This window comes from Pseudoalteromonas sp. 2CM36K (genome assembly GCF_023161865.1).
Taxonomy (GTDB): domain Bacteria; phylum Pseudomonadota; class Gammaproteobacteria; order Enterobacterales; family Alteromonadaceae; genus Pseudoalteromonas; species Pseudoalteromonas tetraodonis.
Genome location: NZ_JALNTK010000005.1, coordinates 15535 through 28209, shown reverse-complemented (window position 1 = coordinate 28209; position 12675 = coordinate 15535). Strand labels below are relative to the sequence as shown.

Sequence of the window (12675 nt, the reverse complement as noted above, 5' to 3'; positions counted from 1 at the left end):
TGAATAAAACATTAACATGATGACGCCTTGTGACCTTTTAGTGTAATTTTATTGCGCTAAAATAGCTTAACGCTTACGCAGTACTAATGCATCGCTGTAATACGTGCAAAACACCCCATTGAGTATTGCGCGCTGTAACACTTGGCAGAAAGCTGTGTTATCGCACATTTATGTTGAAAAAATAACTATTAAAAAGGAATGTTCATGCCTGCGACAAAAAAAAGTAATCGCAAAGAGCAAATACTGCAAGCACTCGCACAAATGTTAGAAACCAGCCCAGGTCAGCGTATTACAACAGCCAAACTTGCCGCAGAAGTTGGCGTATCTGAAGCCGCTCTTTACCGCCACTTTCCTAGTAAAGCGCGCATGTTTGAAGGGTTAATTGAATTTATTGAAGACACGCTGCTATCACGTATTAATCTTATTTTAGATAACGAGAAAGAAAGCAAAGCGCGTGTATACAACTCCCTATTACTGCTGCTAACGTTTGCTGAAAAAAACCCAGGCATAACCCGTATATTAACAGGCGACGCTCTACAGGGTGAACAAGAGCGACTTCGTGAGCGTGTACAAGGCTTGTTTGAAAAGCTAGAAACCCAATTCAAACAGATTCTTAGAGAGCGTAAATTACGTGAAGGTAAAAACTTTCAAAGTGATGAACTTACACTAGCTAACTTTTTGCTTGCCTACGTTGAGGGTAAAATGAACCAGTTTGTGCGCAGTAATTTTAGCGCACGACCTAGCGAGCAATTTGAAAAACAATGGCTAGAGCTTCAAAAAATTTGGTTATAAGATTCGAAGTAATACCTTGTTAGTGATGCTAACAAGGTATTAAATTAACCACTTCCACTCTTATTTTTACCGATGCCAAACACCTCACATCCCGTGGCCCGAAATCTAACCTTTCACCTTTTACCTTTTATTTTTAACTTCTCATCTCTGCCCTGCTACCACTTATCGTATCTACTCGAATTGTTATTAAAACTCGTTACAATAAAATAATGTTAAAAAACGAGAATCTATAATGAAAACACAACTCACTCTTGTAGGCTGTGCACTTATTACCAGCTTAACGAGCGCCAGTGCTTTAGCTAATAAGCCATTAGAATTTAAAGATGTATTTGATTTTAAATCTGCAAAAGGCACACAGCTTTCTGAAAATGGTCAAATCCTATCTTTAAGTGCAACCCCTTATCGCGGGGATGCTACAGGGAAAGTCTACTCACTCAATAGCAATAAGCTTATTGCTGATGTGGAACGAGGAACCCGTCCTACCATTAGCAAAATGGCAAACTGGGTCGCATTTACGCAGGTGCCTACTCTGCTTGAAAAAGAAACCACTAAGAAAAAAAGTGACTTAAAAAATAACTTAGTATTAGTGAACACCCAAACCGGTGAGCAGCAAAGCTTTAATAATGTAAAAGATTACGTGCTAGCTAATAACGGCCAGTGGCTGGTCTATCGCAAAAATGAAAACGCTGAAGAAGACGATAAAAAACTCGACAACGATAGCGCTATCACTGCCGACAAAAAAGATAAAAGCTATCCGCTGGTTATCATCAACTTAAGTGATAAGCGCACTCATACTCTTGAAAGTGCCTTTACCTATGGCATTAGTGCCACCAGCGATCAGCTATTAGTGAGTCAAAGCTATGTTGATGGCGGCAATAATCAAATTACTTTATTCTCACTCGATGATTTTACCAGCACCGTGTTAATTGATGAGCCCGGTGTGGTTGCTAGCAAAATAGCCTGGCACCCAATCGAAAAAACCGTTGCGTTTACCTTAGGCAACTATGTAAACGATGATAAGCGTCGTCGTCAGTACGAATTAACGCTGTGGCAAAACGACACGCTAACCACTGTGCAATCACCTAACCCAGAATGGTTAATGGGCAAAACCGCGACATTAACTTGGGCCGAAGATGGTACACGTTTATACTTTGAAAACCGCCCAAAACTCGCTGCAAAAGTTAAACAAAAAGAATACACAAATGAGTCATCACTGTATGACTTTGAAGTAATTCGCGACCATAAAGGATTAAATGTATGGCACAACAATGACGCGCAAATAAAACCGCGCGAAGAACAGCAATGGAATGAAAATAATAAAAATCGTCATTACACTGCGGTATACCATGTAAACTCACAGCAAGTCGTTCAGTTAAGCACGCCAAATATGCCTGAGCTGGCGCTTAATACTGAGCGTGCCACGTCATTGTTAGGCTACTCAAATTTAGCGCATCTTGAAAAAGTAATGTATGGCGGTTTTTTTGCTGACTACTTTGCTGTTGATATAAACACGGGTAAACAGACTTCTATCATTAACGACTATCCATTTAGGCCGAGCCTTGCGCCCAATGGGCAGTTTGCTGCTTACTTTGATAATAACCAAGTACAGCTTAAAAACTTAGGTAATAATAAAGTGAGCGTACTCAGCAAGGCGATTAACGCCACATTTGCCGATGACAAACACGACTATCCATCCAAGCAGCCTGGTTATGGTTTTGCAGGCTGGCTGAACGATAGCAGCGAAATACTGGTTTACAGCAAATACGATATTTGGTCATTTAACGTCAATACCAAGCAAGCTAAACGCTTAACTAATGGTAAAAAAAGTAATACGCAATACAGAGTGATCAAACTTGATAAAAACCAAGTAGGCTTTAACAACAATGATACGCTCCTGCTTTCTGCAATTAATTTACAAAGCAAGCAAAGTGAAGTGGCAAAACTTAATTTAGCAACTCTTGAAGTCACTAAATTACTTACAGGTAATAAGCGCTTTGATGTAGTTAAAAAAGCCAAAAATGCCGATAAATACTTATTTACTGAGCAAACCTATCAGCAATTTCCAGACATTTATCAAACAGACTCTAACTTTAAACAACCACAACGCGTAACTAACCTTAACCCTCAGATAAGCAACTTTGCTTGGGGACAAACACCTGAACTCATTAGCTATAAAGGCTTTGATGGTGAAGATTTACAAGGGGTATTAATCAAGCCTGCCGGTTATAAAAAAGGCGATAAAGTGCCTGTTGTGGTGTACTTTTACCGCTACATGAGCCAGCGCATGTATGACTTTCCAAAAATGGAATTAAATCATCGCCCTAATTTCCCGATGTTTACCTCAAATGGCTACGCCATTTTTTTACCTGACATTCGCTTTGAAATAGGACACCCTGGTAAATCTTCAACTCAAACCATGATCAACGCCACCCAAAAGCTGATTGATTTAGGCATTGCCGACCCAGATAAAATAGGTTTACAAGGCCACTCTTGGGCGGGTTATCAAAGTGCATTTATGATCACCCAAACTGATATGTTTAAAGCAGTGGTATCGGGCGCGCCAGTATCAAACATGACCAGTGCTTACAGTGGCATTCGCTTAAAATCTGGACTTGCACGCCAATTTCAATACGAAACAGGGCAAAGCCGTATTGGTAAAAATTTATTTGAAGCACCTGAGCTTTATATTGAAAACTCGCCAGTTTTTTTTGCCGATAAAGTAAACACGCCTATTTTGATTATGTTTGGCGACAAAGATGATGCGGTGCCATGGCATGAAGGCGTGCAATATTACTTAGCGCTTCGTCGCGCAGGTAAAGACGCAACCTTTTTACAATATGAAGGTGAACCTCATCACCTAAAACAATTTCCAAATCAGGTCGATTTTTCAGTGCGTATGATGCAGTACTTTGATCATTACCTTAAAGGCAAACCGGCCGCTAAGTGGATGAAAGAAGGTGAAGCGTTTATCGAAGAGTAACCACTAGAAGTTAAAAACCCCGACTGCACTGCGTGATATCGGGGTTTTTAACTATGTAACCTGAACTTTTTTGGTTAAGAGATTTACTAACGTATTGAATCAAAATTGATATTTATATTTATTTTCTCTAGCCAGAGATTTCCAGTGAAAACAAGGCGAAATTACGCGCCAATAGCTGCTTGAGATAGATTTATTATCCAGAGTTCAGGTTAAATATATTTATCCAAAGCGAAAAGCCATTAAACCGACAAGAGCTACAAATTTACTTGGATTAAAAGACCGTAAACATTTTAGAGAGCGCTACTTAAAGCCAGCCATTGACGCAGGCATAATCGAAATGACGATTCCCGAAAAACCGAATAGCAAAATGCAGCAGTATAAACTTACCCAGACGAGTTAAAAGCTTAAGTTATAAACAGAGCAGGAATAAACGCCACCTCAAAGATGAAGTGGCGTGTTAATACGCTGTTTCCAGCGAAATTTTATAATTGATTAAAAACGACTACGCGTACTGCCCGGCGGCAAATCCACAGCTCCACGCGTATTGGAAATTATAGCCTCCTAGCCAACCCGTTACATCGGTCACTTCGCCAATAAAGTATAAGCCTTTAGCTTTTTTAGCCTCAAATGTCTTTGAGCTCAACTCGTCGGTATCTACGCCGCCTAAAGTAACCTCTGCGGTTCTGTAACCCTCGGTACCATTTGGTTTAATTTGCCACGCATGAATATAATCAGCAAGCGCATCTATTTGGCCATGCGTTAGTTGATTAATATTACAATCGGGAATGGCGTTACTGGCGTAAAGTATTTCTACAAAGCGCTTAGGTAGGATAGTCGCGAGGCTATTTTTCAACGATTTTTGCGCTTGTGTTTCTCGCCAATTAGCTAGCTGTTGCTTTAAATCTAGTTCAGGCAGTAAATTGATCGTTACCGCCTGACCTGCTCGCCAAAATGAGCTTATTTGCAATATAGCAGGCCCAGATAGCCCACGATGAGTAAATAAAATATTCTCTTTAAATACGGTGCCATCTTCGCTTGCAACTTCACAAGGAATACTAATACCCGAAAGCCCTTCAAAACGGTCTTTATCGTGCTGATGTAAGGTAAAGGGAACTAGAGCAGCCATAGTCGGCAATATCTTTAAGCCAAATTGCTCTGCAATTTTATAGCCAATTGGCGTAGCACCCAGTTTAGGCATGGTTAACCCACCCGATGCAACCACAAGCGACTCACAAGTAAGTGTTTCTTGTTCAGTTGTCACACTATAGCCGGTAGCTGTTTTAGCGACATTTAACACTTCGCTGCGCAGTTTAATAGTAACGCCCGCCCACTCACACTCGGTTAGTAAAATATCAACAATGTCTTGTGCGCTATTGTCACAAAATAATTGCCCGAGTGTCTTATGGTGATATGCCAAACCATGTCGGTCTACAAGCTCTACAAAGTCGTGCTGCGTGTAGCGACTTAAGCACGATTTTACAAAATGGGGGTTAGCGCATAAATAGTTGCTAGGGCTTGCATTTTCATTGGTAAAATTACAACGCCCACCGCCACTAATTAAAATTTTACGTCCTGGCTTTTTACCCATATCAAGTACTGTGACGCTTCGGCCGCGATACCCTGCTTGTGCCGCACACATTAAACCAGCGGCTCCGGCACCAATCACTATCACATCAACGTGAGTCATTTAGTTATCTCTTAAAAACTTTTGTGAATTATAACAAAGTTTCAATAATAACCAGATAGCCAGAGCGTGTTTATCTTGAGCGTAAACAGGATGCGTAAGCTTTGCTCGATTTTTACTTAGTCCACAAGACTTTTACACTATGACAGTACCAAATGGTGCAACCAATGTTACTTTCACTATGAGTGGTGGCACAGGGGATGCTGACTTGTATGTACGTGCAGGTAGTAAACCAACCACAACCACTTATGATTGTCGTCCATATAAAGGTGGAAACAGTGAAGAATGTTCTATTGATAATCCAACAGCCGGCACTTACCATGTAATGCTGCGTGGTTATTCAGCCTACAGTGGCGTGAGTTTAGTCGGTAACATTACGGGTGGTTCAACAGGTGGTGGTTCAGGCACACCTCAAGCAGGTGGTGGCACAGTGTCTGATATCACAGCAAATGCAGGTCAGTGGAAACATTACACGCTAGATGTACCGGCGGGTATGGCAAGCTTTACTGTTACAACGTCAGGCGGCACCGGTGATGCAGATTTATTTGTAAAATTTGGTAGCCAGCCAACAAGCTCAAGCTATGATTGTCGTCCATATAAAAATGGTAACGCCGAAACTTGTACTTTTAGTAATCCTCAAGCGGGAACATGGCACTTAAGTGTTAATGCGTATCAAACATTCTCTGGTTTAACGCTAAGCGGTCAATACCAGCCATAAAACATCCTCTTTAGATAAAAAAAGCCAATACACTGTATCGGCTTTTTATTCTCTGATTAAAGTCGGCAGTGTTAAAGCTTGGCTAAAACAGCTTCAGCACTGCTTATTACAAACTCTTTGCCTTGTTCTACAAATAGACCAGTAACAACACCATTATCAACAACCATCGCGTATCGTTTTGAGCGTATTCCACCAAAGCCTGCGGTATCTTTTTCAAGCCCTAAAGCACAAGTAAAACTAGCATCACCGTCTGCAAGCATATCTATATGTTCTGCATTTTGTGACTCACCCCACGCTTTCATCACAAATGCATCGTTTACCGATACACAATAAATAGCGTCAATTCCCTTGGCCTTAATTTTATCAGCCAAGCTAATATATCCAGGTAAATGAGCATTCGAACACGTTGGTGTAAAAGCGCCTGGCACTGCAAATAACACGACTTTTTTATCTGCAAATAATTCATTGCTTGTCAGTGTTTGCATACCGTCATCGGTTAGCTTAGATAGACTAACTGCGGGTATTGTTTGACCTTGTTCAATCATGTTAAATCCTTTGGGTAACTACGTAGACTTTTAGCATACAGGTTAATATTTACGGTTTCGAGTTTATACCGAGATTAAACTGCATCACTGTCTAAACCCAATCCCTTTTTAATTGTTGCCATTTGCAGCGCTAGCTGCGAGCGAATATCAGACACCAACTCACTCAACTCATTTACTTGGCTTTTCTTATTATGCATTGATTGAGTAAAGTCACTAAGGAAATTGCTTTGCTGTTTTGCAAGCTCCATTGCTTCAACTGCAACTGTGTTTGTCTGCTGAGCATTATTTGCGACCCCTTCCGAGTTTGCTTGAAGCTCTTGGGCATTTTCGGTTTGTAATTGGGCATCCTCAGTTAACGCATTAATTTGTGAGTAGACCATTTGAGAGTTCTCACTTAATAACGCCAGCTGATCGTTAATCTCTTTTAACGAACCTTGGGTTTGCATGGCTAATTGCCTTACTTCATCAGCAACCACCGCAAAACCTCGACCTTGCACGCCGCTCAGTAACTCTTGCACACTGTGCATACCTTGTTCAATACGTTGCTGTGTATCAGAACTCGCATTAAGCATATTTTTAGCAAAACCAACACTTTGCTGCATTGCCTCATAAGTATTTTGTGCATTTTCAGCAGCCTGCGCGTTAATATGATTAACCTGCTCACCTATGTGTTGAATATTTACTAGTAAACTTTCATTTTTAACAACTGTTTTAGGATTATTCACTGTAATATTTTTTAACTCATTACTTTCGATTAAAAATGCAAACCCATCTCGTAGTTGCCTCAAAGGCTGTAAAACCTGTTTACGTTGCACCCAATAAATACCAAAAGCTAATATTACTAAACCACCTATTGCGATTCCGAACACCCAAAATACTTGTTGTTTAACGGTATCTTGCTGCGCTTTTAATGTTTGCTCTGCTTCAATCACTGTTTTTGATAACACGCTAATTTGTTCACGTAACTCATTCGTTCCAGAATTACGCTGCTTTGCTTGCGATAAAGTACTGCTTAAATCGCGCAAATAACGTTTAGGCCAACTCACCAACTCCGCTTTTATATCAGCATCCAGATCTTCTGGCTCTTCATCTACAAATAAAGCAAATTCATCAACCTCATTCATCACTCCTAAATTAGGCAACTGTGCAATTTTTGCAGCGAGTAAGTTTAAATTTTTTACACTTTGTTGCAGGCTTTTTTCAATTTCAGGCTGGTAATCATTTAGCAGTTGATAGGTCGATAAAGATAAATTAACCACTTCACTATAATAGTCACTCGCCAACTTATTGTAGCTTAGAGCATGGGTACTTAGAGTTTAGGCTTTTTGTACATAATTTATAAGCGATGACGCTGAGCCCGCCATTTGTCTCAGTGCATTGTCTAAAAGCGCAGTATCGTTACCTGAGAGCTTTCCTAGAGCTCTGTATTTACCGTTAATGTCTTTATTTTGTGAAAATAGCTGTGTTGAAAGGCGCACTTCTAACTCAGAGGGAAGGATAGATAAAAGCTCAATGGAAGGATGTTTTAGGTAACTAATAAAAAACCGCGTATAAACGCGGTTTTTTTAAATTAAGCTTTTAATTAAAGGCCTGCGCGGTCTTTAATAATAGGGATTAAAGGTGATCCTGCATGATTTGCCTCAGCCCAGGCTATATCGGCACCATCTTCAAGTGAGCTCTTTGATAAGTTTTTAACAATGTACTCACCCGTATCAACCGCATTACTTGCAACAGCGTGACGCAATAAGTTATTACCATTACAGAAAACTGCATCATAGATATTACGAACTTTCACACGTGAACTTTTTAATTTGCTACGCAGACGGTTTTTATCATCACCAGCAATGTATTCACAGATTGAAACAGCTAACTGATCATTAGCGCTTGCAGGCGCAGTATAAGCAAACGAACCCGCTGCAATAGCAGCAATTACAACTAGCTTCGGTAATTTAATCATTGACTGGATACCTTATATCAATACTTTTTTCGTACTCGACTGTTTAATATTGTACCAACACGCTCAGATTTTGGCAATAATGTTAAGAAATTTTATTCAAAGTTACGAACTTATAACTATATTTATTTTTATCATCGGGCGTCATCAACATTTCATCTTCAATTTGCCAGTTTGCAACACTTTTATAATCAGGAAATTGTGTATCCCCTTCAACATCTAAGTCTATAAAGGTTAAATACAAGCGCTGCGCCTGCGCTAAAAACTGCTGGTAGATGTTTCCGCCACCAATTATCATCACCTCTGCAACATCATTAACAAGCTCAAGTGCAGCTTCTGGTGTGGTTACTGTTTCAATTCCTGATGCGTGATAGTCTTTATTACGAGTAATAATAATATTACGTCGCCCAGGTAACGGTCGGCCTATTGATTCAAATGTTTTGCGCCCCATAATAACGGGTTTACCAGAGGTTACTTTTTTAAAGTGCTGAAGGTCACCAGGTAAATGCCATGGCATTTTATTATCTAAGCCAATGACACGGTTGTTTGCCATTGCTGCAATCATTGAAATTATCACACTAAACACCTAATTCTTTATTATTAAAAAAATAAAAAAGGAGCGTTAGCTCCTTTTAAATATAAACAATTATTAACGCTCGTAGACAACTTCTACGTCGTAATCATCTTCATCCCAATCATCCCAGTCATCATCATCGCCTTTAGTGGCTTTTTGATGGTAGGTATCCCACTTAAATTCAACCTCTTCGTCTGCCACTTCTACAAACTTCTCTTTAGGCATGTTATCAAGTAGCGTCATGATGTCGTGAATTAATGGCTGCGTATTTAATTTATTAATTGCAGCAATACTGTAAATATTTTCAGACTCACCCAACTCTTCTGCAATTTGCTCACATAAGGCTTTGGCTTCATCTTCAGGCAATAAATCAATTTTATTAAATACTAACCAGCGTGGCTTTTCAGCGAGCTTAGGGCTGTACTGGTGTAGCTCGTTGATGATTGCAAATGCATTATCAACAGGGTTAGAGCCATCAACTGGCATTACATCTATAATGTGTAAAAGCACACGACAACGCTCTAAATGCTTTAAGAAGCGAATACCTAATCCCGCTCCCTCTGACGCGCCTTCAATCAAACCTGGAATATCAGCAATTACAAATGATTTGTTTGCTTCAGGACGAACAACCCCTAAGTTAGGAATCAGCGTAGTAAATGGATAATCAGCTACTTTAGGTTTTGCAGCTGACACACTGCGGATAAAGGTTGATTTACCTGCATTTGGTAACCCAAGTAAGCCGACATCAGCCAGTAGCATTAGCTCTAACTTAAGGTTACGTACTTCACCCGGTGTGCCAAGTGTTTTTTGACGTGGAGCACGATTAGTACTTGATTTAAAACGCGCATTCCCCAAGCCATGGAAACCGCCTTTTGCAACCACAATTCGTTGACCATCTTGGGTTAAATCCCCTAATGATTCCTGTGTATCAACATCAATAATACGTGTACCAACAGGCACTTTAACGATCAGGTCTTCACCTTTCTTACCCGTACAATTACGGCTTTGACCGTTTGTACCGCGTTCTGCTCTGTGAAAACGCTCAAATTGATAGTCAATAAGGGTATTTAAGTTTTCATCAGCTTGTAGATAAACACTACCACCGTCTCCACCGTCACCGCCATCAGGTCCACCATCTGGAACATATTTCTCACGACGAAAAGACACGATGCCGCTGCCACCGTCACCAGCTTCTGCGCGAATTTCTACTTCATCTACAAACTTCATGATTACTCACTTTAGGGATTGGCTTGTTAATAACTCTATTATATACCTAAGTGGCCTATAGAGCACACTGAGCATAAAAACACTTGGGTATATATTTAAACATGCTTAAAACAAAAAACCCCGCAAAGGCGGGGTTTTTTAACTACCTTACTGATTACTCAGCTACGATAGTTACGTATTTACGGTTTAAAGGACCTTTTTGTTCAAACTGAACTTTACCATCTGCTTTTGCGAAGATAGTGTGGTCTTTACCGATACCTACGTTTGCGCCTGGGTGGAAACGAGTTCCACGCTGACGAACAATGATGCTACCCGCTAGAACTGATTCGCCACCAAAACGCTTAACACCTAGGCGTTTGCTTTCTGAATCGCGACCGTTACGAGTACTACCAGCTGCTTTTTTATGTGCCATTTCTAAGTACCTCTAATTAAGCGCTAATGCCAGTGATTTTAACTTCTGTGAACCATTGACGATGGCCCATTTGCTTACGAGAATGCTTACGGCGTCTAAATTTAACAACCTTAATCTTCTCACCGCGACCGTGTGAAACAACCTCAGCTGTTACTTTACCACCGTTTACGAACGGTACACCAATCTCGATCTTCTCACCATCAGCAACTAAAAGTACTGAATCAAATTCAACTGCTGCACCAGTTTCAACGTCTAATTTCTCAAGACGAATTGTTTGACCTTCAGTCACACGGTGCTGTTTACCACCACTTTGGAAAACCGCGTACATAATTAACTCCGTCTGTGCGCCCTCAAATCGACGCAACTAAAATATTCTTCAATAGGGCGCGAAGTTTACGCTAATGCGTAAAAACTAGCAAGCCTCTTTTTGTAATTAAATGAATAAAAAGTAGCTGCATTGAGAGCAATTCAATATTTCCTCCATTTTATATTAAAATCCCCCTTTGCCAAGCGCTTTTTAACGGTTACAGAAAATAAATTAGCAATAGCAAAGCGAGCCTATGTAGTTCAATTAACCACCAAGGGTGATTCAAAATTAAACCAGGGTGTTTAATCAATTATTCACAAGGTTAATAGGTCATTTAACCTAATTAAGGGTGTTTTTTTAAGGAATCATCACAAAATATCGAGCTAATGCATTTTTTGTTGTACAATCTGCGCCGTTCACACATTAAAATTGGCTCGGAGATCAATGGATATAAAAGCTATCCAGGCGTTAATCGAAAGCGATATGAATGACGTCAATCAACTAATACATGCGCAAATGCGCTCAGATGTGGCGTTAGTTAATCAACTTGGTTTGTATATTGTTAACAGCGGTGGCAAACGTGTTCGCCCTATGTTGGCTATTTTGGCGGCTAAAGCGCTAGGTTACCAAGGCAAAGATCACATTACGCTAGCAACTATCATTGAATTTATTCATACCGCAACGCTTTTACATGATGATGTTGTAGATGAATCTAATTTGCGCCGTGGCACACCTACAGCAAATGCTGAGTTTGGTAATGCTGCTAGCGTACTGGTGGGTGATTTTATTTACACCCGCTCGTTTCAGCTAATGGTGGGTCTTGGTAAAATGCAAATAATGCAAGTACTGGCTGATGCAACCAACATTATTGCTGAAGGTGAAGTGCTGCAATTAATGAACTGCAACGACCCTGATACCACTGAAGCCAGTTATATGCAGGTTATTTATTCTAAAACCGCCAAGCTATTTGAAGCAGCGACGGGCCTTGCGGCCATTATTACTGACCAAGACGATACTGTACTAGAGGCACTTAATTTGTATGGCATGCATTTAGGTACTGCTTTTCAGTTAGTGGATGATGTTTTAGATTACAACGCTGATGCCGACCAACTTGGTAAAAACATTGGCGATGATTTAGCTGAAGGTAAGCCGACGTTACCTCTTATATATGCAATGCAACACGGTAGTGGGCATCAAACACAGTTAATAAGAGACGCTATTGAGCACTGTAATGGTATGGAGCACCTTGACGAGATACTGGCTGCGCTCAAACATACCAATGCCCTTGAGTTCACAATGGAAAAAGCCGAGCAAGAAGCTAATAAAGCCATTGCCTGTTTAGATTGCTTAGCGGAGTCGAGTTACAAGCAAGCACTAATTAGCTTAGCTAGAATAGCGGTTGACCGCGACCACTAAGTAATACTGTGTAGATAATTCCGAGCAATAAAAAAGCCTGCAAACGCAGGCTTTTTTATTGGTTAA

The 12675-nt window shown here is 40.3% G+C and carries 11 protein-coding genes and 2 pseudogenes; 5 read left to right on the top strand and 8 right to left on the bottom strand.

Annotated elements, in window-relative coordinates:
* Positions 1-204: 204 nt before the first annotated feature.
* The 3 genes from slmA to MTN97_RS18095 all read left to right on the top strand — a co-directional run bounded on the left by slmA (position 205) and on the right by MTN97_RS18095 (position 4172).
* Positions 205-792 carry a nucleoid occlusion factor SlmA gene (gene slmA / locus MTN97_RS04170; protein ID WP_248473752.1) on the top strand — a complete coding sequence of 196 codons (588 nt, stop codon included), beginning with the start codon at positions 205-207 and terminating at the stop codon, positions 790-792.
* A gap of 232 nt (positions 793-1024) precedes the next feature.
* A complete protein-coding gene (locus tag MTN97_RS04165; protein WP_248473751.1) occupies positions 1025-3772 on the top strand; it encodes a prolyl oligopeptidase family serine peptidase in 2748 nt (915 codons plus the stop codon).
* 175 nt (positions 3773-3947) lie between these two features.
* The gene (locus MTN97_RS18095; RefSeq protein ID WP_409418103.1) at positions 3948-4172 is read left to right on the top strand and encodes a Fic family protein; all 225 of its coding nucleotides are present in this window, start codon (positions 3948-3950) and stop codon (positions 4170-4172) included.
* 102 nt (positions 4173-4274) lie between these two features.
* On the opposite strand, the gene MTN97_RS04160 is transcribed toward MTN97_RS18095, so the two are convergent.
* Positions 4275-5459 (bottom strand): NAD(P)/FAD-dependent oxidoreductase, encoded by a 1185-nt coding sequence (locus MTN97_RS04160; RefSeq protein WP_248473750.1) that lies wholly within the window; start codon positions 5457-5459, stop codon positions 4275-4277.
* Positions 5460-5583: 124 nt separating this feature from the next.
* On the opposite strand from MTN97_RS04160, the pseudogene MTN97_RS04155 reads away from it, so the two are divergent.
* Positions 5584-6174: pseudogene (locus MTN97_RS04155) on the top strand (PPC domain-containing protein); the annotation flags it as partial.
* Between the two features lie 71 nt (positions 6175-6245).
* On the opposite strand, the gene MTN97_RS04150 reads toward MTN97_RS04155, so the two are convergent.
* The 7 genes and pseudogenes from MTN97_RS04150 to rplU all read right to left on the bottom strand — a co-directional run bounded on the left by MTN97_RS04150 (position 6246) and on the right by rplU (position 11214).
* The gene (locus tag MTN97_RS04150; RefSeq protein ID WP_036980226.1) at positions 6246-6719 is read right to left on the bottom strand and encodes a peroxiredoxin; all 474 of its coding nucleotides are present in this window, start codon (positions 6717-6719) and stop codon (positions 6246-6248) included.
* A 74-nt stretch (positions 6720-6793) separates the two neighbouring features.
* Positions 6794-8248, bottom strand: a pseudogene (locus tag MTN97_RS04145) (methyl-accepting chemotaxis protein); the annotation flags it as partial.
* Between the two features lie 53 nt (positions 8249-8301).
* A complete protein-coding gene (locus MTN97_RS04135) occupies positions 8302-8676 on the bottom strand; it encodes a DUF3718 domain-containing protein (protein ID WP_054201942.1) in 375 nt (124 codons plus the stop codon).
* Between the two features lie 82 nt (positions 8677-8758).
* Positions 8759-9250 carry a type 3 dihydrofolate reductase gene (folA, locus tag MTN97_RS04130; RefSeq protein WP_171034710.1) on the bottom strand — a complete coding sequence of 164 codons (492 nt, stop codon included), beginning with the start codon at positions 9248-9250 and terminating at the stop codon, positions 8759-8761.
* A 72-nt stretch (positions 9251-9322) separates the two neighbouring features.
* A complete protein-coding gene (gene cgtA, locus MTN97_RS04125; protein ID WP_013465920.1) occupies positions 9323-10474 on the bottom strand; it encodes an Obg family GTPase CgtA in 1152 nt (383 codons plus the stop codon).
* Between the two features lie 154 nt (positions 10475-10628).
* Positions 10629-10886, bottom strand: a complete 258-nt coding sequence (rpmA, locus tag MTN97_RS04120; RefSeq protein ID WP_008114963.1) for a 50S ribosomal protein L27 — start codon at positions 10884-10886, stop codon at positions 10629-10631.
* 16 nt (positions 10887-10902) lie between these two features.
* Entirely contained in the window at positions 10903-11214 is a 312-nt protein-coding gene (rplU, locus tag MTN97_RS04115) for a 50S ribosomal protein L21 (RefSeq protein WP_004587921.1), read from the bottom strand.
* 423 nt (positions 11215-11637) lie between these two features.
* On the opposite strand from rplU, the gene ispB reads away from it, so the two are divergent.
* The gene (gene ispB / locus MTN97_RS04110; RefSeq protein WP_248473747.1) at positions 11638-12609 is read left to right on the top strand and encodes an octaprenyl diphosphate synthase; all 972 of its coding nucleotides are present in this window, start codon (positions 11638-11640) and stop codon (positions 12607-12609) included.
* Positions 12610-12675: the final 66 nt, after the last annotated feature.